This is a genomic window from Mesorhizobium cantuariense, assembly GCF_042647205.1.
Classification (GTDB): domain Bacteria; phylum Pseudomonadota; class Alphaproteobacteria; order Rhizobiales; family Rhizobiaceae; genus Mesorhizobium; species Mesorhizobium cantuariense.
On the sequence record NZ_JBHRVD010000001.1, the window covers coordinates 5843891 to 5864787 of the forward strand.

The 20897-nt window shown below is 62.2% G+C and carries 20 protein-coding genes and 1 tRNA gene; 11 read left to right on the forward strand and 10 right to left on the reverse strand.

Going from position 1 to position 20897, the window contains the following annotated elements:
- Positions 1–120: 120 nt before the first annotated feature.
- From ACFOJ9_RS28485 to ACFOJ9_RS28505, 5 genes are all read right to left on the reverse strand, one after another.
- Complete coding sequence (locus ACFOJ9_RS28485) at positions 121–660, reverse strand: hypothetical protein (RefSeq protein WP_378983751.1); 540 nt, start codon at positions 658–660, stop codon at positions 121–123.
- A gap of 332 nt (positions 661–992) precedes the next feature.
- On the reverse strand, positions 993–1646 hold the full coding sequence (locus ACFOJ9_RS28490; RefSeq protein ID WP_378983754.1) for a hypothetical protein: 654 nt from the start codon (positions 1644–1646) through the stop codon (positions 993–995).
- A 524-nt stretch (positions 1647–2170) separates the two neighbouring features.
- Positions 2171–2839: a recombinase family protein gene (locus ACFOJ9_RS28495; protein WP_378983757.1), complete on the reverse strand. Its 669-nt coding sequence runs from the start codon at positions 2837–2839 to the stop codon at positions 2171–2173.
- A 948-nt stretch (positions 2840–3787) separates the two neighbouring features.
- The gene (locus ACFOJ9_RS28500; RefSeq protein WP_378983759.1) at positions 3788–5227 is read right to left on the reverse strand and encodes a tyrosine-type recombinase/integrase; all 1440 of its coding nucleotides are present in this window, start codon (positions 5225–5227) and stop codon (positions 3788–3790) included.
- Positions 5228–5319: 92 nt separating this feature from the next.
- A tRNA-Leu gene (locus tag ACFOJ9_RS28505) sits at positions 5320–5404 on the reverse strand.
- A 271-nt stretch (positions 5405–5675) separates the two neighbouring features.
- Here ACFOJ9_RS28505 and ACFOJ9_RS28510 point away from each other — a divergent pair.
- A complete protein-coding gene (locus ACFOJ9_RS28510) occupies positions 5676–6263 on the forward strand; it encodes a YqaA family protein (RefSeq protein WP_378983761.1) in 588 nt (195 codons plus the stop codon).
- 35 nt (positions 6264–6298) lie between these two features.
- A complete protein-coding gene (locus ACFOJ9_RS28515; protein WP_378983764.1) occupies positions 6299–6817 on the forward strand; it encodes a disulfide bond formation protein B in 519 nt (172 codons plus the stop codon).
- Between the two features lie 131 nt (positions 6818–6948).
- Here ACFOJ9_RS28515 and ACFOJ9_RS28520 read toward each other — a convergent pair whose 3' ends face one another.
- The 3 genes from ACFOJ9_RS28520 to ACFOJ9_RS28530 form a co-directional block, all read right to left on the reverse strand.
- Positions 6949–8241, reverse strand: coding sequence for an IS4 family transposase (locus ACFOJ9_RS28520; protein WP_378979481.1), 1293 nt, complete (start codon positions 8239–8241; stop codon positions 6949–6951).
- Positions 8242–8715: 474 nt separating this feature from the next.
- Positions 8716–9273, reverse strand: a complete 558-nt coding sequence (locus ACFOJ9_RS28525; protein WP_127259847.1) for an HNH endonuclease — start codon at positions 9271–9273, stop codon at positions 8716–8718.
- A gap of 128 nt (positions 9274–9401) precedes the next feature.
- On the reverse strand, positions 9402–10043 hold the full coding sequence (locus ACFOJ9_RS28530) for a DNA-3-methyladenine glycosylase family protein (RefSeq protein WP_378983766.1): 642 nt from the start codon (positions 10041–10043) through the stop codon (positions 9402–9404).
- Positions 10044–10116: 73 nt separating this feature from the next.
- Between ACFOJ9_RS28530 and gluQRS the strand changes: the two genes are divergently transcribed.
- The gene (gene gluQRS / locus ACFOJ9_RS28535) at positions 10117–10992 is read left to right on the forward strand and encodes a tRNA glutamyl-Q(34) synthetase GluQRS (RefSeq protein WP_378983769.1); all 876 of its coding nucleotides are present in this window, start codon (positions 10117–10119) and stop codon (positions 10990–10992) included.
- A gap of 149 nt (positions 10993–11141) precedes the next feature.
- A complete protein-coding gene (locus ACFOJ9_RS28540; RefSeq protein WP_378983772.1) occupies positions 11142–12038 on the forward strand; it encodes a DMT family transporter in 897 nt (298 codons plus the stop codon).
- Between the two features lie 68 nt (positions 12039–12106).
- On the opposite strand, the gene ACFOJ9_RS28545 is transcribed toward ACFOJ9_RS28540, so the two are convergent.
- Complete coding sequence (locus ACFOJ9_RS28545; RefSeq protein WP_378983774.1) at positions 12107–12958, reverse strand: YihY/virulence factor BrkB family protein; 852 nt, start codon at positions 12956–12958, stop codon at positions 12107–12109.
- Positions 12959–13013: 55 nt separating this feature from the next.
- Here ACFOJ9_RS28545 and ACFOJ9_RS28550 point away from each other — a divergent pair, with 55 nt between their 5' ends.
- The 7 genes from ACFOJ9_RS28550 to ACFOJ9_RS28580 all read left to right on the forward strand — a co-directional run bounded on the left by ACFOJ9_RS28550 (position 13014) and on the right by ACFOJ9_RS28580 (position 18671).
- Positions 13014–13880, forward strand: coding sequence for an SDR family oxidoreductase (locus tag ACFOJ9_RS28550; RefSeq protein ID WP_378983777.1), 867 nt, complete (start codon positions 13014–13016; stop codon positions 13878–13880).
- Between the two features lie 23 nt (positions 13881–13903).
- The gene (locus ACFOJ9_RS28555; protein WP_095084854.1) at positions 13904–14095 is read left to right on the forward strand and encodes a twin transmembrane helix small protein; all 192 of its coding nucleotides are present in this window, start codon (positions 13904–13906) and stop codon (positions 14093–14095) included.
- A 25-nt stretch (positions 14096–14120) separates the two neighbouring features.
- Positions 14121–14702, forward strand: a complete 582-nt coding sequence (locus tag ACFOJ9_RS28560; RefSeq protein WP_378983781.1) for a cob(I)yrinic acid a,c-diamide adenosyltransferase — start codon at positions 14121–14123, stop codon at positions 14700–14702.
- A gap of 28 nt (positions 14703–14730) precedes the next feature.
- The gene (locus ACFOJ9_RS28565) at positions 14731–15531 is read left to right on the forward strand and encodes a rhomboid family intramembrane serine protease (RefSeq protein WP_378983784.1); all 801 of its coding nucleotides are present in this window, start codon (positions 14731–14733) and stop codon (positions 15529–15531) included.
- A gap of 213 nt (positions 15532–15744) precedes the next feature.
- On the forward strand, positions 15745–16494 hold the full coding sequence (locus ACFOJ9_RS28570; protein WP_378983786.1) for an electron transfer flavoprotein subunit beta/FixA family protein: 750 nt from the start codon (positions 15745–15747) through the stop codon (positions 16492–16494).
- A 157-nt stretch (positions 16495–16651) separates the two neighbouring features.
- Positions 16652–17581 carry an electron transfer flavoprotein subunit alpha/FixB family protein gene (locus ACFOJ9_RS28575; protein ID WP_378983789.1) on the forward strand — a complete coding sequence of 310 codons (930 nt, stop codon included), beginning with the start codon at positions 16652–16654 and terminating at the stop codon, positions 17579–17581.
- A gap of 211 nt (positions 17582–17792) precedes the next feature.
- Positions 17793–18671 carry a 3-hydroxybutyryl-CoA dehydrogenase gene (locus tag ACFOJ9_RS28580; RefSeq protein ID WP_013529423.1) on the forward strand — a complete coding sequence of 293 codons (879 nt, stop codon included), beginning with the start codon at positions 17793–17795 and terminating at the stop codon, positions 18669–18671.
- 48 nt (positions 18672–18719) lie between these two features.
- Here the strand turns inward: ACFOJ9_RS28580 and ACFOJ9_RS28585 are convergent, their stop codons facing one another.
- Positions 18720–20777 carry a PAS domain S-box protein gene (locus tag ACFOJ9_RS28585; RefSeq protein WP_378983793.1) on the reverse strand — a complete coding sequence of 686 codons (2058 nt, stop codon included), beginning with the start codon at positions 20775–20777 and terminating at the stop codon, positions 18720–18722.
- Between the last annotated feature and the right edge of the window lie 120 nt (positions 20778–20897).

Below are 20897 nucleotides of genomic sequence, written 5' to 3' on the forward strand. Positions count from 1 at the left end.
GGATGCCGGAAAGTCGGTCCAGTTCGGATGGTCGACCCTCCTCCATCCTACCTAAGGCTTCGATGATGGCGAGGGCCTGATCGCGGGTCGGCCAATCAGCGAGGGCTGGGAGGAACTGGCTCACAGGCCTTCCCTGTTGTGCTGGAGCCACGGCGTCTTGGCATGGGCCTTGGCCGTTCCGAAGCGACATAGGTGGTCGAGGTGCTGGCCACCATCACGCTCATCATCGTACCGGCCAAAGTCGCGGTCAGCATCCCACCTCGGGCCGATCCAAGCCAACGACTTGCGGATTAGGTCGAACTGGTCACGCTTGGCCTGCCCCAGCCGCTTCCAAGCAAACTGGGCGTAGTGGATGGTGACGCCTTTCTCGCGTCGCTTCTCACGTCGATCTCCAGCCGCCTTGATTGAGTGGGTGCGGGCTTGCTTGGTCCTGAGAGAAAGCCGGGTGTCGGGGACGTTGCGATAGCCGGGGGCGTTGACGAGGTGCTGTTTCCAGTCGATGCGGTCGCCTTGCGCTGCCCTGAGGGCCGACTTGGCCTGCCGCTTGGCGGTGACTGCTGTGGCAATGGCGTCGTCGGGGTCGTGGTCCTGATCGTCTTGGGTGATCTCGCGTTCATGCAGAAATAAGGCCCTGTCGAACGGTCGTGCGTCGTCGGTCATGTCATGCGTGTTCCTCTCTCGGGATTGTTTGGAGCCTGTCGCTTGGAAAAGGGGAAGCTGGCAGGGTCATTTTCGGCCGATGTAACGTCATGTGTAATAAGCATCGTGTAACGACCCTTAAGGTTCACCCTGAGGGTTTCCCCTAAGCTGGAGACATCAGACTGAGACCACCAGAAGAAAGAGGCGGAAGCCTCCCCCTTCACATCAACCTTCAGGTGCCCTTCGGGCCATTACTCTAAGATGTCAGACCACAGAGCTTAGGTGTTGATCCGAAGGGAGCCTGAAGGCTGAGACATCAGGAGGAGGGACTTCCGTCCGCTCCTGTGTATGGATCAACATGCTATGTCGATTATACAGGGCTGATAAGACATCCTGAGGGGAACCTTAAGTGTCACCTTGATCTGAGCATGAGCCTTGCTGATCTGGTCAGTGCGGTTGCTGACATAGTGGGAGACCATCCTCGGAGATGCTCCTGTGATCCTGCTCATGTCAGCCTGAGCAACATCCGGGGAATGGTCGAGAAGCCATCTAACCTGTCCCTCAGGGTCCAGCCTGACCCGACGACTGACCATGAACTCGCCAAGCGCCACCTGAGCAGCAACCGCCACCGGACTGGACGTGATGTCGGTCTTGATTGTCTGGACGGCATCCGCCCATCGCTGGTCAATCCATGCCTGCCCTTTAGGTGATATGACATCGAATGGACGCCCGACGATTGAGAAGATGCGTTTCCCCAGACCTGACCTGACTGACTTGGTGGTCAGCCGTTGACGAGTGGTCAGCTTCCTCTCAGCGAATGAAGCATGCTTGGGGGTGTGGTCTTCAGTCTCATTCTGGAGAATGCCCAGCCCAGACAGGACATCACGGACCTGCTTGCGACCGACGCCTTTGGTCTGGCCGTACTCGGTGATGGTGATCCATGAGCCTATCGGTGCCTGGACGACTTCACCCGTGGTGCTGTCGACGGTTTCTGCGGTGTATTCCAAGGTATCCTTTCTGGGGTTTGACTGTCGCGTCCGCAAAATGTCCCCTCAGGCTGCCTTGCGGTGCCGTTGGGGTCGACCTGAGGATGTCGTGGGGTAGTGGTGCGCGCCTGTCGCCTAGAAAGACACTGAGGGGCAGGCGAGCGCGTGAGGATTTCGGCGGGGAAGGGTGAGAACACAGCAAGTAAACGCGGCCCGAAAAACTGTTTCCTGTCCTACGGTTAGCCCTATTCGGCGCAAGTAATGCTAACGTCATCTCATAGACGTTGTGCAAATAATATCCAAGCAATAATAGCCAGTATCCACCATCATACACGATGGAGCTGCGCAGCGACGAAACCAACGCTTAACAGAACACCCAGTGTTCTATCGTGTTCTTCAGGCGACGATCGATAGACTTGGCCGGAATGCTTTACCCGGCTGGGCCCTCTTGTCATGTCGTCGCGGCCCTGTTCCGTCTCGCAGTGCCACGGTTCACCCTGATTAGCAGTTGCTAACGGACCGGCTCCGTAAACCTACTGGTCCCCCTAACCCGTTTCTACCAGCCGCTGCACCTGAGACGCAGAGAACGGCTGCCCCTTCGCCGTCATGTGGCCAAGCCGTGCAAGCTCCGCTGCAATTTCCCGCAGGCTCTTCGCCTTGCCCGTCTTTGGGCTCTTGCGCGCCAATCGCTTCGCCTCCTTGATTAGGTCCGGCTTGTCGACGCGGTATCCATGGTTGCCCTCCACGCGCCTTCCAAGCTCCCTTGACTTCCGATCACGGGCACCCTTCAGCTTCGCCACGAGCTGCGCCTTCTCAAACTCTGAGACAGCACCGAGTATCTGCCGCACCATCGCAGCGGTCGGCGTGTCGTTCGTGAAGCTATCCGGCGCGTCGACTGGGATCAGTTCATAGCCGAGACCCTGTAGGAGCTTGTGGCCAGCTATCTGCACAGCAAGATCACGGGCGAACCGGCTGGCGTTCTCGATAAGGATCACCCTCGCACCATTGCCGGCCATGTACTCAAGGAGGTCTTGGAAGCCCGGGCGTGTATCAATCGGGTCAGCCCCACTTACGGCCTCGTCGTGGAACTCCTCAACTACCTTGATCCCGTGCCGCTTGGCATAGGCGTCGATAGCCTGCTGCTGCCGTGGTGCGCTGTCGCCGTCGACATTGGTCCGTGAGGAGGTCCGGAGGTAGGCAACTGCCGTGGTCATTCTCTGTTGTCCAATCCCTTGCGCTGCAAGCCGTTCGGCTCGCTATCTGTACCTTGTACCTGAGAATTAGGTACAAAGTCAAGGCCGTCTCAGGCTGGCAAGGATGACGGCTCTACGAAACAGGATTGGCGCTTACCGTGAGGCGGGCGTATAATCAGCCGTTGTTTAGCTTTGCTCGGCAACAGGTAGGAGGAGAGACCCATGGGGGCATGGGCCTGTCCGTCGCCCTCCCCTCCGCGACGCTCCTCCTACTGGGCCTCGCTCATATCGCGAGAGTGCAATCCTCAGCCGTGCTGCCCAACGCCTCTGGCGCGTCAACCGCTGGGCAAGGCGAGGCTGTCTTAGCTTTCCTGAGGGTAGCCTGTGGTGGGAACCGAAGGGGGTACGGGGGGTATCGCGCGCTGCCACATATCTGATGGGTCGGGCGGATTTTTCCGTCATATATTCCCGGCCCACCCTTGGTCATCACAAGGCAAACCCGGGCCGTCATGGTCACGAAATAGTCACTGTTGTTCCGCTTGTCAGCGGTATTCCAAGCTATAGACTTGGAGCATGGGAAACGGGGGCCGGCGTCCACAACCAGCACCCCGATCAGCGTCCAAACCTGATCTAATCCCATGAAGGCGGCGCGCCGGTCACTTCCTGCAAGACCGTGGCTGGCGCGTCGTCACCGTCTACCATCCAAGCATTGACCTGTGGCCGACGCAAGGCCGAGCCTAGTCACATTGGCGTCACAACGAGGCAGCGCATACGTCTGCTTTCGATCTCTTTTGCGGAACCGGCGGGTTATGCCTAGGCGTTGACCGGCGGGGCAGTATGAGATTGGACCCCCACAAGGCCCGCCGATCAGCGGCACGGCTGCGCAGCTGATTGTGTATGCTGTTGCAACGTCCACCACCATTGCAGTCGTGGTCAGGCGAGAATTGAGCAGGCTGAGACGTTAGGTCGTCAGGTCTCCTCCAAGACCGCCTTCCGCATAGCCAGCGTGGCTACGTCAAGACGCGCCTCCGGTCCCCCATAGCGTTCCCCCTCGCCTTCCAGCGTATGGCCTAGGATTAGGTTCTGGTGGCCCTTGTCGACGCCCGCTCGCATGAGCCGTTCCTTCATATTCCGCCGCAACGAATGCACCACGGCTTTGGGGTCGTCAGTGATAGCGCGCACATGCTTCATCAACATAGCAGACGCCGCCGTCCCGCCCCCTTCTCTGCCGAACCTCGGGAACAGCATCAGCGACTTTCCAGCCAGCTTCACAGCCGCTTGAGTGGCAACCAGCGCGTCCCCTAGCAGCGGCACACGACGCCTTGACATGACGTTCTTTAGGCGTCGTTCGTCGTGCCATGCGACATCGATATAAGGCATATCGCCAGTCGTCACGGCATCCTCAACACGCAACCCGGTAACTTCCGACAATCGGCAGCCGGTCCCCTCCAGTATCCGCCAGATCAGTGTGACCTCGGGCAACCTCGCCTTGGTGTCGATCCTCTCGCGCATCTTCTGCAACTCGGTCACGGTCAAGGCGCGCCGCTCCTCTTGTGGCAGCACCCCTCCATTCCGTCCCCCAGCCAGATCGGGCAGGCCGGTAAAGTGGTTGGTTAGCCCGTGCAGCTCGTCAAACTCTTGGATGGCATGAGTGATAATCGCTCGAATGTCATTCAGATAGCGGTCGACCGTCCCCTTGCCCTTAACCTCTCCCCGGATGAACCCCTGCACCTTCCTCGCATCCTCGCGCCTGATACTGGCCACGGTCGGCACCCGCTCAAGGGCCTTCACGATGGACGCAACCGCTCGGGCCACCCGCTGCTCATCCTTCTTCTTCGCAAGTGGCCCCGGCTCATTCAACGCAAAGCGGTCCTTGAGATAGAGCTTCGCGGCATCTTCAATGGTCGGCGCGGGGGTCTTGGGGCTGGCGGTATTGAGCATCCGCACAAGCCGTGTGTCTTCGGGGCTCACCCCAATCGGATGATCCGTCTCGGGGTCGGTCGGGTACTTGGCAGCAATGCCATCAACCACAGCGCTACGCTCTATCCAGTCACGGGTCTCTTGGTCGTCCCCCTCCCCCCCATCTTCGTCAGTCGGCTGCCGGTACGGATTGAGACCTAGCGCCTTGATCCGTTGGACCGTCTCGTGGAACAACTCCCGCGCAGTCATGGGGCGATTGATGCCGCGCAACTCATCCCACGCCGCTGCCAGCGTCTGCTCGACCTCGCGATGCACCTGCCGATATTTCGCCAGCGCCTCGCCTTTGACACTTCCCAAGGCAATGGTGATCTCGCCCTTGCCTAATGTAGATCGAAGCTCAGGTTTGACGACGCGCCTGTAGCGATAGCTGGAGGTCCCCAGCTTCTTGCTCTTGCGCTCTTGCCAGTGTTCCACGATCACGCTGCTCATTTGTTGGACCCCTCGATGTACCTCTAGGATGTACCTCGGGGGACGTCTAAGCCCTTGAAAGCCTTGCAATTACTGGGCTTGTCGATGGTCAGTGGTGCCCCTAGCCGGAATCGAACCAGCACTCCTTGCGGAACTCGATTTTGAGTCGAGCGCGTCTACCAATTCCGCCATAGGGGCTCAGGCTGGGTGGCCTGGATGGCGCGGGACTATACGGTTGGAGGCCTGTTCGTCAACTGGCCAAATGTTGACGGTCCCGGATGCGACCAACTGCGCCTTTCGATTTCGTGACGGGCTGCCATTGTGCAGCGCGGAAAATGTTTCTAGACAGGCGGCACATCAAAGCGCGGCACGTCTGCAGGGACGGATGGCGTGCTCTGGGTCTTTGTTTTTGTGCACGCCGTGCCCAAACCCGCTGCGCACCTTTGGGCGACATGCATTAGGAGTGCCGATGCTTCGCGGACTTTACGACTGGACCTTGTCGCTGGCAGCCCGCAAATCCGCCGAATGGTGGCTGGCCTTCATCGCTTTCGTCGAAAGCTCGGTGTTTCTGGTGCCGGCCGACGTGCTCTATTTGCCGATGGCGCTATCGCGGCCGGATCGCGCCTATCGCTATGCGCTGATCGCCACCGTCGCCTCGGTGCTGGGCGGCATCGCCGGCTGGTTCATCGGCCACTACGCCTATGACGCGGTGGCGAGGCCGATCCTCGAATTCTACGGCAAGTATGACGAGTTCGAAGCCCTGCGCATTTCGTCTGGCATCGGTTTCATCATCCTGATGCTGATCACTTCCGGGGCTGCCCATCTGCCGCCGATCAAGGTGGTGACGATCCTGTCCGGCGTCATCGGCGTCAATTTGCTGCTGTTCATCGTGCTGGCGATCGTGGCGCGCGGCGGCCGCTTCCTCTTGCTCGCATGGCTGCTGCGCCGCTATGGCGAGCCGATCCGCGAGTTCATCGAAAAGCGCCTCGGCCTGATCGCCGGCGCCGCGGCGGCTGCCCTGATTTTGCTCTATATAACAGTCAAATACGCGTTCTGAACACAGCCATTGCGAGCCGGACGGAGCCGATTGAAATGACCGCGACGATGAATGCCGACACCGGACGCCAGCGGACGCTGACGGCCCTGTTCCTCGCCGTCGCCATGGCCGCCACCGTCGGCTCGGCGCTCGGCTTCCAGTATCTCGGCGGCTACATCCCCTGCCACCTCTGCCTGGAACAGCGCACGCCCTACTATGTCGGCGTACCGCTGATGGTGCTGGCGGTGATTGCATCGATGCTGCACGCGCCGGCATGGCTGACGCGCGGCCTGCTGGGCGTCGGCGGTCTGCTGATGCTCTACGGCCTCTATCTCGGCGTCTACCACTCCGGCGTCGAATGGGCCTGGTGGGCCGGCCCGACCGATTGCACCGCCGGCGCCGGGCCGGTCGACACCGGCGGCAAGGGCGTGCTCGACGCGCTCGACAAATTCGTGCCGCCATCCTGCGACAAGGCCGCACTGCGCATCCTCGGCCTGTCCCTGGCCGGCTGGAACGCCATCGCCAGCCTGGTCCTCGCCGCCATCGCCTTCCGCGGCGCTTTCACACGCGACTGATTGAGCAGCGCGACGCGGAGTTCGAGCAAAAATTCGGCAGGCTGAGTCGGATGGCGCGGCTTTCTACGTCAGGGCCAGGTCGACCCCCACTCCGTCTCGGCTTCGCCGAGCCACCTCTCCCCCGATCGACGCTAGGGCATATACACATCTCGCAAGGCCCAACCATCGGCACAGGCACGGAAGTAGGCCAAGCCGTTGTAGAAGGTGATAGGGCCTGGTGGCCTTGAGGAGGCATAACCGTTCCAGCCGCCGAGCCTTGCGATGATCCAGGCCGCCCATGCGAGTGAGTTTTTGGGGTAGGGATTGGATTGCAGCCGCGTCTTGCCCTTGAAGCGTGTCTCGATCGCCGAGAGCGTATCGATCTCGTTGGACGTGAAGGCGAGGCTCGCCTGTTGATCGCCTTGGCCATTGCGGGCCTGCACGAGCTGCATGACGATGATGGCGGCCTTGGCGGCGATGGCGACGAGCTTTTCCAAGCGCGCGGCCGATTGCAGCTGGCTGTCTTCGATCTTCAAGCCTTGGCTCTTCATCACCCGGAAGAACTGCTCGATGACCCAGCGCTGCTTGTACCAGTCGACGATCTGCCAGGCCTGGGAGGGTGTGGCCACCGCATGGGTGGTCAGCAGCAGCCAGTGAAGCGGCTCCACGTCGGCGGGCGCAGCCGTCTCGATGACTTCGACCCAGCGCAGCGTCACGCCTTTGGGCAGGTTGGCCTCGCGCAGGTTGCCCGGCCGCCGGATCGTGGCTTCGCCAAAGCGCAAGCAAAGCTCGGCTCGACGCGCCGGGCGGTCGGCCCGTTCGCGCAGCTCGATCACCTGGGTGTCACTGAACGCCACCTCCTGCACGGCACGGCGCAGCGTTGTGCCCGAAAGCAGTGCGCGGTCATGCATGACGCGTGTCAGCACGTGGAAAGAGCCATCCGGCACACGCGCCCACATCATATAAAAGTCACTCTCACGATCGGCGATGAAAGTGACCATACGGGCCCGGGCCAGCACTGGCTTGGCCGCTTGCGCGGTTTCGACCCAGCGGCACGATTCCTTCTCGCTCAACGAGCGATCAGCGTGCGGTGGCAGCTCTTCATCGCCCCGTGTCCAAACCCGCCCGCCCACAAGACCAAGGCAAGAACCGCGCTCGGCATCAAGGGCGAGCATCGGATGCAGCAGCATGCCCCAGCAATTGCCCTTCTTGATCCTGCCAAGATCGCGCCGGTTGTCCTGCGTCGTTGGGAATCTGATCTCGCTGGTGTCTTGCAGCGCCAAAACATGCCGGCCGTCCACTGCAACCCGCGTCGGTTGGCTCCAGCCTTCAATCACCCGCTCGACCGTCACCGCATCATTGCCGAGAAAGCGCCCATAGCGGATCTCCTCGGAATGGTTGCCGCCAGAAAGCTGGCGCAAGCACACCGTTTCGCGCAGCACCATGCCTTGGAGCAGCGACGCCCCCCTTTATCGAGGCGGCGATCTCCAAACAAACCTAATGACCACGACGGGCACGACATCGGCGACAATCCTTGCAAATCAGACCGTCGCAGAAAAAATCATACCTCAGGCATTCGCGGAATCCGACCCAGCCAAGGCGAGTCAATCCGCCGCACCGAGATATGTATATGCCCTAGCCGATCGACGGGGTAGAGGAAGGGCACGAACTTATTCTAGCCAACGCTCCTCACGCTAGGCTCCCTTCCTCTCCCTCCGGAGGGGGGAGAGGTGGCGCTGCGAAGCAGCGACGGAGTGGGGGAAGCCGGTCCTTAAGGGCAAAGCCGCTGATAAGTGAGCGCGACCGAGCTGGTCCGATATCGGGGAGTGTCAGATTATCATGGTCTGGTGGGGGCCCGTAAGCATCGGAAGCGCAGACAGTCGCTCCAGACGGCCAGCCTCCCGAATTCTCGAACGATCTCAGGGTTCGAGTTCGACATCCCAGTACAGATAATCCATCCAGCTCTCATGCAGATGGTTGGGCGGGAACAGGCGGCCGTTGTTGTGCAAATCATGCACTGTCGGCTGGAAAGGCTTCTGCAGCGGCCACATCTTGGCATGCGCCGGCATCATGCCGCCTTTCCTGAGATTGCAGGGCGAGCAGGCCGCAACGACATTCTCCCACGTCGTCGCCCCCCCGCGGTGGCGGGGAACGACGTGATCGAAGGTCAAATCCTCCGGCGTGCCGCAATACTGGCACTGGAAGCGGTCGCGCAGGAAGACGTTGAAGCGGGTGAAGGCCGGATGCCTGGAAGGCTTCACATAGGCCTTCAGGCTGACCACGCTCGGCAGCTTCATCGAGAAGGTCGGCGAGGAGACGGCGTGCTCGTATTCGGCGACGATGTTCACCCGGTCGAGGAACACCGCCTTGATGGCGTCCTGCCACGACCAGAGCGACAAGGGGTAATAGCTGAGCGGACGGTAATCCGCATTCAGCACCAGTGCTGGAAGCCCATCCGGAGATACGGCGACCGTCACGTGTTTACCTCCTTGGTTCTAGACCCGAACGGCGCGGATACTGTAAGCCCGACATGACAGGGATGTGAAGCGGATTGTCGCGTCGCTGAAGCGCCGAAAAAGCATGATTTTTATGATTTTTTGCGGTTTCAGGCCGGTGGCGCGGCGTCCCGCCCTCTGGTTTCGCGATAATAGGACCAGAAAAGCCGTGATGCGACACCTCGCCACGGGCTCCATGATTCGGCCAATGCGATCAGTGTTTTCTCCGGCGGACGCGGCTCGATGCCGAGCGCGTGGCCAACCGCGCTCTGCAAGGCAACGTCGCGCGCGGGGAAAATATCGGGGTGCCCGGCGGCAAACAACAGATACACTTCCGCCGTCCATGGACCGATGCCGGACACTGCCGTCATCGTCGCGATCGCCGCCTGGGCATCGAGCGAACAGAGGTGATGCAGGTCGAGGCCGTCGACCACGGCCTGGGCAACGGCGATCAGGCCGCGCTGCTTCGGCCGCGACAGACCGGCCTCGCGAAACATGTCTTCACCGGCGGCAAGGATCGCCTGGGGCGTCAGCGGATCGACGAGCTTGGTCAGCCGGCCGAAGATCGCATCGGCGCTGGCGCGGGACACTTGCTGTGAGACGACGATCGAGGCCAGACTTCGAAAGCCCGGCTCGGACAGCCGCAGCGGCACCTCGCCGGCCATGCCGCGCACCTTTTCCAGGCGCGGGTCGATCACGCAAAGCGCGTCGAGCCCCCGGGCAATGTCGTCTGATGTCACGATACGCTGCATGCTTTCTTGTTCCTTGACCGTCGACAAGGTAGCAATTGGCGAAGCGCCGCAAAACATGATTGCCGCCTGAGAGATGACACTCCTGACATTCCGCTTCGCCCCCAGCCCCAACGGCGACCTGCATCTCGGCCACGCCTATTCGGCGCTGCTCAACCAGAAGCTGGCGACACAGGCAGGCGGCCGCCTGCTGCTGCGCATCGAGGATATCGACACGACGCGCTGCACGCCGCAATTCGAGGCAGGCGTGCTCGCCGAGCTGAAATGGCTTGGGCTTGGCTGGGAAGAGCCGGTGCGCCGCCAATCCGAGCATTTCGCCGAATACCAACTGGTGCTCGAGCGGCTGATCCGGGAGGAACTCGTCTATCCCGCCTTCATGAGCCGTGGCGAAATCCGCGCCTTCATCACCGACAGGGAAGGGCGTGGGCACGACTGGCCGCGCGATCCCGACGGCGTGCCGCTCTATCCCGCCGCCGACAAGGCGCTGCCGGTCAAGGAACGCAAGCGGCGGATCGCCGAGAATGCGCCCTTCGCCTGGCGGCTGGATGTCGATGCCGCCATGGCGCGTGTCGGCAAGGACCTTTCATGGACCGAATTCGTCGATGAGACGCTTTCCGCGACGCGCTCCATCGAAGCCCGCCCGCAGGACTGGGGCGACGTGATCTTGGCGCGCCGCGACATCCCGACCAGCTACCACCTCGCCGTCGTCATGGACGATGCGCTGCAAGGCGTCAGCCACGTCGTGCGCGGGCAGGATCTGTTTTCCGCCACCAGCGTGCAGCGCCTGCTGCAGGAACTCCTGGGGCAGCCACAACCGGCCTATTTCCATCATCGTCTCATCCTCGGGTCCGACGGACGAAAGCTGTCCAAGAGCCTCGGCGACACCGGCCTTGCGGCCTTGCGCAAGACTGGCGCATTGCCGGATGACATCAAGCGAGCGGTCGGGCTTTGAGGCCAGCGAGGCCCAAGAACCGCCCGCCAAATGCGCCGGCCGTTGAATTCCGGTGATGCATGGATCAACGGTTTCGTTTTGCGCGCCGGGTTGAAGCGCAGTAGAGCAGCGGCCACGGTCAACTCTCCCCAGCACGGCGGTCTCCGAACATGCACAGCATCAAGCGGTTCATTCCCGCCACCTTCGTTGTCCTATGGGCGACCGGCTTCATCGGTGCTCGCTACGCCATGCCGTGGGCCGAGCCTTTCACCTTCCTAGCCGCACGTTTCGTCATCGCCGCTATCCTGCTGGCCGTCCTGATGCTTGTGCTGAGCTCGAAAAGAGCCACGCGCAAAGAGGCATTGCATGCCACCGGTGCCGGCATCCTGATGCACGGCGTCTATCTCGGTGCCGTGTTCTGGGCCATCCACAGGGGCATGCCGGCCGGCTTTTCGGCCCTGATTGTCGGCCTGCAGCCGCTGATCACGGCGGTGCTTGCCGGCAAGTTTCTCGGCGAGGCGATCCTGCCGCGCCACTGGGCCGGCCTCGGCATCGGCCTTATCGGCATCGTCATCGTGCTGTGGCCGAAGCTCGGCGCGCTGGGCGGCGGCGTAACAGTGGCGACGCTGACCGCTTCGCTGGTCTCGGTGCTCGGCATGAGCGCCGGCACCATCTGGCAGAAGCGCTTTGCTTCCGGCGGCGACCTCGTCGCGGCGACCATGTGGCAATATGTCGGCGGCGCGGCTGTGATGATCCTGGCCGCGCTGGCCTTCGAGACGCACACGGTCGTCATCAATGGCGAACTGATCTTCGCCATGGCCTGGCTGGTGCTGGTGTTGTCGCTGGGCGCCATCTTCCTGCTGATGGTGATGATCCGCGACGGCGAGATGTCGAAAGTGGCCTCACTGTTTTACCTGGTGCCGGCGGTGACGGCCCTGATCGCCTGGGCCTTGTTCGACGAGCAGCTCAACGCGCTGCAGATTGTCGGCATGGCCATCACCACATTCGGCGTCGGCCTGGCCACCGCTCGGCCGAACAAGGGAGGAATTGTAGAACTGAGGAATTGAGGAACCCAAGCGACAGCCCATTCTTCAATTCTTCAATTCTTCAATTCCTCTATCCGCCCAGCATCGACTCATCCGACCCGGGCGCGTGCCTCCAGATAGCGGCTGATCGCGGCATTGAGCTCGCCGCCAAGGATGAAGATCGCCGAGACCATGTAGAGGAAGACCACGGCGATCATGATCGAGGCAAGGCCTGCATAGGTCGTCACATAGGACGAAAAGTGGTCGAGATAGGTGGCGAAGACGGTCGAACCGACGAGCCATGCCGCAAGCGTGAAGATGATGCCCGGGACGATGGAGACGAGGCGGCGCTTGCCCGCCGGCAGCCAGAAATGGACGGCAAACAATCCGCCGACAATGACCGCCGAGGCGATGACATAACGCCACAGCGTGATCGTGCCCATGTAGGGCTTGATCCAGTCGATATGGGCTTCGGCGAGCCGCGCCAGCAGCGGCGCGAACACCAGGAGCACGCTGATCGCCAGGAAACCGGCCGTCGCGATCAGAACGAAGATGATGCTCTGCACCCGGCGGTAGATGATGCCGCGCGTTTCCGAGACGCGATAGGCGCGGTTGAGCGACGTGCGCAGCGCCTCGATGCCATTCGAGGCGAAGTAGGCGGCAAGCAGCACGCCATAGGTCAAAAGGTCGGTGCGCCTGACGGTCAGCACATTGAGCACTTCGCGCGCGATCGGCTTGGCGATCTGTTCGGGCCAGGTGTCGAAGACCAGGTGCACGGCCGTGTCGGAGAACGCCTGTGCGCCGAGGAAGCTCGCCAGCGTCGTCGCAAAGATCAGGAACGGAAACAGCGCCATCAGCGATGTGATCGCCAGATGGCTGGCCATCGCCCAGCCGTCATCGGTGTTGAAATGGCCAAGCGCGTCGTAGAGGACCCGCTTGAGGGCTACGATCTTCCGCAACAAGAACCGCGCCCTCCAATTGTCTCCACATCGCGAATATGGGAAGGGATTGCGGCAAATGGCAACCCTTGGCGAAACCACGAACAGTTCAACGCAAGAGTTGCGTTCGATTATCGTCACCGGCGCATCTTCTGGAATAGGCGCCTACTGCGCTCGTGCGTTGAAGGCGGAAGGCTGGCGGGTGTTCGCGACGGCGCGCAAGCCGCAGGACATCGCCGCACTCGAGGCCGACGGTATCGAGGCCTTCTATCTCGATTATTGCGAACCGGACTCCATCGCCGCGCTGGTGGCGGCGGTGCTCGACCGCACCGGCGGCCGGCTCGACGCCCTGTTCAACAATGGCGCCTATGCTCAGCCGGGCGCCGTCGAGGATCTGCCCGTTGCAGCGCTCAAGGAGCAGTTCGAGGCTAATTTCTTCGGCTGGCATGACCTGACCCGCCGGCTGGTGCCGGTGATGCGTCGCCAGGGTCACGGCCGCATGGTCCACTGCTCGTCGATCCTCGGCCTGACGCCGGTGCGTTTTCGCGGCGCCTATTCGGCGTCGAAGCACGCCTTGGAGGCCCTGATGCTCTGCCAGCGCCAGGAACTGGCCAACAGCGGCGTCCATGTTTCGCTGATCGAGCCAGGGCCGGTGAAGTCAAAGATCGCCAGCAATGGCCTCACCTGGTTTCTCAGGAATATCGACCACGAGAATTCCGTGCACCGCGTGGACTATGCAGCGCAACTCGAGCGGCTGCGGGCCGGCGGCAGCCAATCGGCCTTGAAGCCAGGACCGGAAGTGGTTCACGCGGCGCTCCGCCATGCACTTCTGTCGCGGCGCCCGCGCCCACACTATGTGGTAACAGTACCGGCCAGGATCGGTGCGGTGCTCAAACGCATCCTGCCCGCATCGATGCTCTATCGCATCCTTGCCAAACGCGCCTGAACCAAACCGAACTGGGAACACACATGGCAACCGTCTTCAACATCCTCGCCATTCTGGTCATGGTCGCCGTGGTGATCGTGCTTGTTCGCGGCCTCATCAACATGATGCGCGGCGGCTCCGGCGTCACCTCGAACAAGCTCATGCAGGCGCGCGTTCTGCTGCAGGCCGTGGCGCTGGCGCTGATCCTGCTGGCGGTGTATTTCACCCGCAAGTGAGGATGTCGGCGGCTGGGGAGGCGAAATGGTCAAGCTCAACAAGATCTACACCCGCACCGGCGATGATGGCACCACGGGTCTCGGCACCGGCGAACGGCGGCTGAAATCCGATCTGCGGGTGGACGCCTACGGCACGGTCGACGAGGCCAATGCCTGCATCGGCATCGCCCGGGTCCACACGGCCGCGACCCACCCCGCGATCGACGCCATGCTTTCCCGCATCCAGAACGATCTTTTCGACCTCGGCGCCGATCTCGCCGTGCCCGACGACGGCAAGCCGCTAGGCTACGAGCCGCTTCGCATCGTCGCCGTGCAGACCGACCGGGTCGAGAAGGACATCGACCTGCTCAACAAGGACCTTCAGCCGCTCAAATCCTTCGTGCTCAATGGCGGCACACCGGCAGCGGCGGCACTTCACCTTGCCCGCACCGTGACGCGGCGGGCCGAACGGCTGATGGTGGCACTTGCCCAGGACCCGAGCGAACACGCCAACCGCGACGGACTGAAATACATCAACCGCGTCTCGGATTTCCTGTTTGTCGCCGCCCGTGCGGTCAATGACAACGGAAACGCCGACGTGCTATGGGTTCCCGGCAAGAACCGCTGATTGTCGAAAGCGGAAGAGGGCCTGGGGCATGTTCATCCCGCTTTACGACACCAACAGGCTGCGGCACATCCGCCTGCAATATGTGACGATCGGGCTGATCGTGGTCAACGCCCTGGTCTACCTCGCCACCGCGCTCGGCGGCGAGAATTTCTCCAATGCCACAGTGCTTGGTCTCGGCTTCATCCCGTCGGTCGTCCATGACACCGCCGAGCTCGACCCACGCTTTGTCGTCATCCCCGAAAGCCTGAGCTACCTCACCTATTCCTTCCTGCACGCCGACATCTTCCACCTTGGCGGCAACATGTTGTTTCTGTGGGTGTTCGGCGACAATGTCGAGGATGCGCTCGGCCACATCCGCTACCTCATTTTCTACCTGTTGTGCGCCATCGCGGGCGCTGCCTTCCAGGGCCTCGTCGCCTGGGATTCGCAGGTGCCGCTGATCGGCGCGTCCGGCGCCATCGCCGGCGTGGTCGTCGCCTATCTGATCCTTTATCCCAGGGTGAAGGTCTGGGTGCTGGCCTTTGCCCGTATCCCGCTGCGCATTCCGGCCTTCATCCCGCTCATCCTGTGGGTGCTGTTCCAGGTGGTGATGTTTGCCGCCGGCGGCGAGGACCAGATTTCCTGGGCCTGCCACATCGGCGGCATCATCGCCGGCGCCGTTCTGGTGCTTGTCTTGCGCAGCCGCGGCGTGCCGCTGTTTGCCGGCGCTGACGAGGACGTCGCGCCCACCGCTCCCAACCAACCGCCGGTCGCCACGGAACCGCTGATCCCCGAGCCACCCGCCGCGACGCCGCGTTGGGGGCGAGGAAACGCTTCCAGTTCGGACTGAACCGATTTGAGCGGCTTGCAGCGTATTGACGTGCAGGGTTGCCGCAACTACGGAAACGTCACCGCCGCAGCCTAAGGCGGTCAAAGACCAGAATTTCCATCCGGCCAGAATTCCGTCTGGCCGGAATTCAGTCAGGAATGTCGGCTTTCGACAACTCAGAACGGGCGCAGGCTGTTATAGCGCGCCCAACTAGCGTGAAGAGGTGACAGGCAAATGAAGATCCTTGTGCCCGTAAAGCGGGTTGTGGATGCGAACGTCAAGGTTCGCGTGAAGGCTGATGGTTCGGCGGTGGAGCTCGCCAACGTCAAGATGGCGATGAACCCGTTCGACGAGATCGCGGTGGAAGAAGCAATCCGGCTGAAGGAAGCCGGCAAGGCGGAAGAAATCATCGTCGTCTCGATCGGCCCGCAGCAGGCGCAGGAGACCCTGCGCACCGCACTCGCCATGGGCGCCGACCGCGCCATCCTGGTCAAGACCGATGAACAGACCGAGCCGCTCGGCGTCGCCAAGGTGCTGAAGGGCGTCGTCGACGCGGAAAAGCCCGGCCTCGTCATCCTCGGCAAGCAGGCGATCGACGACGATTCCAACCAGACCGGCCAGATGCTGGCCGCATTGCTGGGCTGGGCGCAGGGCACCTTCGCCTCCAAGATCGTGCTCGACGGCGACAAGGCCCAGGTGACGCGCGAAGTCGACGGCGGCCTGCAGACAGTGGAACTGAAGATGCCGGCGATCGTCACCGCCGACCTTCGCCTCAACCAGCCGCGCTATGCCTCGCTGCCCAACATCATGAAGGCCAAGAAGAAACAGCTCGACGAGAAGAGCCCAGCCGACTACGGCGCCGACGTCAAGCCGCGGCTGAAGGTCATCAAGACCGAGGAGCCGAGTGGCCGTAAGGCAGGCGTCAAGGTCAAGAGCGTCGCCGAACTGGTCGACAAACTGAAGAACGAAGCCGGCGTGCTCTAGGAAATCCGATGAGGCCGGCCTGCAAACGGCCGGTTTCTACGCTTCCGGTGCTCACGTACTGAAGTACGCTCCGCTCCGGTTCTCGAAACCAACCGTTTTCGACTCGGCCTGACCGGATTTCAGGGAGCCTCGAAAACGAAAATCAGGAATATCATCAATGGCTATTCTTCTGATTGCCGAACACGACAACGCAACGCTTTCCGACCAGACCGCCAAGGCGCTGTCGGCGGCGCTGCAGATCGGTTCGGACGTGCATGTGCTGGTTGCCGGCAAGGGCGCCAAGCCAGCGGCCGACGCCGCCGCCAAACTGAAGGGCGTGAGCAGGGTGCTGCTGGCGGAAGCCGACGAGCTTGCCGAGCGCCTCGCCGAACCGACGGCAGCACTCGTCGTGTCGCTGGCAGGCGCTTACGACACCATCATCGCGCCGGCGACCTCGTCGGGCAAGAATGTCACGCCGCGCGTTGCAGCGCTCCTCGATGTCGCGCAGGTGTCCGAGATCATCGAAGTGGTATCGCCCGACACCTTCAAGCGGCCGATCTATGCCGGCAATGCCATCCAGACGGTGCAGTCGACCGACGCCAAGAAGGTGATCACTGTCCGCACGGCCTCCTTCCAGGCAGCCCCCGAGGGTGGCTCGGCCGCGGTCGAGACCGTCAAGGCGGCCGCCAATCCCGGCCTGTCCACCTTCGTCGAGAACAAGCTCTCGGAGACCGATCGCCCGGAACTGACCTCGGCCAAGATCATCATCTCGGGTGGCCGCGCACTGGGTTCGGCGGAGAAGTTCCAGGAGGTCATCCTGCCGGTCGCCGACAAGCTCGGTGCAGCCGTCGGCGCCTCCCGTGCCGCGGTCGATGCCGGCTATGCGCCGAACGACTGGCAGGTCGGCCAGACCGGCAAGGTGGTTGCCCCTGATCTCTACATTGCGGTGGGCATCTCCGGCGCCATCCAGCACCTCGCCGGCATGAAGGATTCGAAGGTCATCGTCGCCATCAACAAGGACGAGGAGGCGCCTATCTTCCAGGTTGCCGACTACGGCCTCGTCGGCGATCTCTTCGTCATTTTGCCGGAGCTGCAAAAGGCGCTTTGACGCTTTCTGCCAAAGCGTATTAAATAGTGAGGGGTGGGGTAGACGAAGTCGCCCCGCCCTTTTAGTTTGCACCGCACAAAAAGCAGGCCGCAAAGGCTAAAAGCAATTCCAGCAAAAGTGCGTAGCGGTTTTGCGTCCGGAATTGCGGTAAAATAAAAAGGTGGAGCGCTTTCGCAATTCATGCGGAAGGGCTCCGGACGGGATCGGTGTAATGAGCAAGATCGAGACGATCGGCATCATCGGCGCGGGCCAGATGGGCGGCGGCATCGCCCATGTCTCCGCGCTTTCGGGCTACAAGGTGCTGATCTACGATATATCGCCCGACCGTATCGAGAAGGGCATCGCCACCATCAGCGGCAACATGGCCCGCCAGGTGGGGTCCGGCAAGCTCGACGAAAAAGTTCGCAACGACGCGATGGGCCGCATTTCGGCCGCCCCGGCGATGGCCGATCTTGCTGGCGCCGATCTGGTCATCGAGGCGGCGACCGAGGACGAGACGGTCAAGCGCAAGATCTACGCCCAGCTCTGTCCGCAGCTCAACCCCGAAGCCATCCTGGCGACCAACACCTCGTCGATCTCGATCACGCGGCTTGCCGCGCAGACCGACCGGCCGGAGCGGTTCATCGGCATACATTTCATGAATCCGGTGCCGCTGATGAAGCTGGTCGAGCTGGTGCGCGGCATCGCCACCGAGGATCAGACCTTCGAAGCGGCGAAGACCTATGTGAAGCAGCTCGACAAGACCATCACGGTCTCGGAGGATTTTCCGGCCTTCATCGTCAACCGCATCCTGCTGCCGATGATCAACGAAGCGATCTACACGCTCTATGAGGGTGTCGGCTCGGTCGACGCCATCGACACCGCCATGCGGCTCGGCGCCAACCATCCGATGGGGCCGCTGCAGTTGGCCGATTTCATCGGGCTCGATACCTGCCTGTCGATCATGCAGGTGCTGCATGACGGCCTGTCGGATTCGAAGTACCGCCCCTGCCCGCTGCTGGTCAAATATGTCGAGGCCGGCTGGCTCGGCCGCAAGACCGGGCGCGGCTTCTACGACTATCGCGGCGAGCATCCCGTTCCGACGCGCTGATCAGATTCGCATCAGCAGCAGGCTTTCCGGACCGGCTCCGTTCGGAGATCAGGAGGCCGCGGCCAGTGGCTCGGGCGGTTCTTCCCTGTCGTCCCTGCTCTCGCCATCCGGCGCCACACAAACGCAGCCACGGCCGGCCGCCTTGGCCGCATAGCAAGCCGCATCCGCCCTTGCGATGATCTCGTCGGCCTCGCCGCAATTGGCGCTGATCGCTGCCAGCCCGATGCTGGCGCCGATCACGTGAGGACGGCCGTCCCAGGTGAAGTCCAGGCCGCCGATCGCATCGATGATGGAGCGCGCCGCGATCTTGGCGCCGGCTGCCGAACCCGATTTCAGAATGACCGCGAATTCGTCGCCGCCAAGGCGAGCGACGATGTCCTCGGGGCCAAGCACGCCGCGAACCGCCGCGGCAACCCGCTTCAGCAGCGCGTCTCCCGCCGCGTGGCCGCCCGTGTCGTTGACCAGTTTGAAGTGATCGAGGTCGATGAACATGAACTGATGTACGCTGCCTTCGGTCGACTTTGTCGTACCTCTGGTCAACCTTGTCGTACCCCCGGTCGACTTTGTCGTGTCGCCGACCGACTTTGTCGTGCCAGCCGTGCCGTCCTTGCGCGCCTGACCGACCAGTTCCTCCATGGCGCGGATGAAGCTCGAGCGATTGGCAAGGCCGGTCAGTGCATCATGCGCGGCGGCGTGGGCGAGCTGGCGCTGCAGCGCGCGCGCATCGGTAAAGTCCTGGAAAACGATGACCAGCCCGCAGAATTCGTTCAGCTCATTGATGATCGGCGAGACGACCTGACGGATGCTGCAGCGCGTGTCGTCGCGCCGGATGAGAACGGCGCGGCTGTTCTGGTCTGCGGGCGCCTGGCCACCGATCGCCGGTCGGGTCACGCCGATCCTGTGCCCCGTCTCCTCGTCGACCGCCCAGTAGACGTGTCCAAGCATCTTGCCGAGAGCCTCGCCGCTAGCAACACCGGTCAGCTTTTCGGCGACCGGATTCATGAAGGTGACGCGGTTTGCGGCATCGGTGCAGATGACGGCATCGCCGATCGACTGCAGCGTCACCCTCAGCCGCTCTTTTTCATCGGCCAGGAGCGCCGCCGATACGGTGAGGCGTGCTTCGGCTTCCTTGCGCCGGGTGATGTCGGTCAGGCTGCCGATGGCCCTGACCAGCCGCCCGTCCTCGTCACGCTCGATGGCCTTGCCTCGGTCGAGGATCCACATCCAGTGGCCATCCTTGTGGCGCATTCTGAATTCGGCTTCAAAGAATGGCGTCTTGCCCTCGAGATGGGAGCGATCCGCTTCGGCGACAGTCTCGCGATCGTCGGGATGGATCATCGTCAGCCAGAGGTCGGTGTCGCCATCGAGTTCGCCATCCGCATAGCCCAGCATCTTGACCCAGGTTGAGGAATAGGTCGTGCCGCCCTTGCGCATGTCGAGGTCCCAGACACCTTGACCAGCGCCGGCCAACGCAAAATTCCAGCGCGTTTCCGCTTCGGCAACACGTGCCTCGGCCTGCTTGCGCGCGTCGATGTCCTCGATCTGCGAGACGAGATAGAGCGGGCGGCCGCTGTTTTCGTCGCGAATGACCGAGCCGGCAAGATGAGCCCAGACGGGTGTGCCGTCCTTGCGAAGATACCGCTTCTCGAAGTGGAAGGAATTGACCGTACCGGCTCTCATGCCGTCCATCGTTTCCCGGCCGATATGCAGATCTTCGGGATGCGTGATCTGGAAGAAGGTCAGCGCCTCAATTTCCTCGCTCGTGTAGCCAAGCATGGCGGCGAAGGCCGGATTGGTCTCGATAATGCGCCCATCGAGACCAACAACGACGATACCGATCGCCGAATCCTCCATGGCGCGGCGAAAGCGCAGTTCGCTCTCCGCGATCTGCCGGCGATCCCCACCGATCCGACGGATGAACAGGGCGGCGAGGAACAGCGCACCCGCCGCCACCGCCACCGAGATCTGCAGGCAGAGTTTCAGCGCCTCGGTGCCGAGGTCCAGGCGCGACAGCAGGATCGAGGCCGCCACGACGCACAGGCCGGCCACGAGCAACGCCAGCCCTGCATGCCTCAGAAATTTTCGGTCGGTGAATACTCGCCACATTACGATACGTGCCACCCCCGTGCGCAAACGCATGTTGTCGCATCAATCTTGACGGATCGGTTTTAAGGAAAGGTTGCGTCCGGCATACCGGTACCATCGCTAACCGGCAAACAATTGCCC

Coding starts and splice junctions, on each gene's coding strand:
- ACFOJ9_RS28585 (WP_378983793.1), bottom strand. CDS start 20,777: ATGTGGCGAGTATTCACCGACCGAAAATTTCTGAGGCATGCAGGGCTG.
- ACFOJ9_RS28555 (WP_095084854.1), top strand. CDS start 13,904: ATGGCAACCGTCTTCAACATCCTCGCCATTCTGGTCATGGTCGCCGTG.
- ACFOJ9_RS28580 (WP_013529423.1), top strand. CDS start 17,793: ATGAGCAAGATCGAGACGATCGGCATCATCGGCGCGGGCCAGATGGGC.
- ACFOJ9_RS28550 (WP_378983777.1), top strand. CDS start 13,014: ATGGCAACCCTTGGCGAAACCACGAACAGTTCAACGCAAGAGTTGCGT.
- ACFOJ9_RS28575 (WP_378983789.1), top strand. CDS start 16,652: ATGGCTATTCTTCTGATTGCCGAACACGACAACGCAACGCTTTCCGAC.
- ACFOJ9_RS28510 (WP_378983761.1), top strand. CDS start 5,676: ATGCTTCGCGGACTTTACGACTGGACCTTGTCGCTGGCAGCCCGCAAA.
- ACFOJ9_RS28515 (WP_378983764.1), top strand. CDS start 6,299: ATGACCGCGACGATGAATGCCGACACCGGACGCCAGCGGACGCTGACG.
- ACFOJ9_RS28530 (WP_378983766.1), bottom strand. CDS start 10,043: ATGCAGCGTATCGTGACATCAGACGACATTGCCCGGGGGCTCGACGCG.
- ACFOJ9_RS28565 (WP_378983784.1), top strand. CDS start 14,731: ATGTTCATCCCGCTTTACGACACCAACAGGCTGCGGCACATCCGCCTG.
- ACFOJ9_RS28540 (WP_378983772.1), top strand. CDS start 11,142: ATGCACAGCATCAAGCGGTTCATTCCCGCCACCTTCGTTGTCCTATGG.
- ACFOJ9_RS28500 (WP_378983759.1), bottom strand. CDS start 5,227: ATGAGCAGCGTGATCGTGGAACACTGGCAAGAGCGCAAGAGCAAGAAG.
- ACFOJ9_RS28495 (WP_378983757.1), bottom strand. CDS start 2,839: ATGACCACGGCAGTTGCCTACCTCCGGACCTCCTCACGGACCAATGTC.
- ACFOJ9_RS28570 (WP_378983786.1), top strand. CDS start 15,745: ATGAAGATCCTTGTGCCCGTAAAGCGGGTTGTGGATGCGAACGTCAAG.
- ACFOJ9_RS28485 (WP_378983751.1), bottom strand. CDS start 660: ATGACCGACGACGCACGACCGTTCGACAGGGCCTTATTTCTGCATGAA.
- gluQRS (WP_378983769.1), top strand. CDS start 10,117: ATGACACTCCTGACATTCCGCTTCGCCCCCAGCCCCAACGGCGACCTG.
- ACFOJ9_RS28520 (WP_378979481.1), bottom strand. CDS start 8,241: ATGGTGCTGCGCGAAACGGTGTGCTTGCGCCAGCTTTCTGGCGGCAAC.
- ACFOJ9_RS28560 (WP_378983781.1), top strand. CDS start 14,121: ATGGTCAAGCTCAACAAGATCTACACCCGCACCGGCGATGATGGCACC.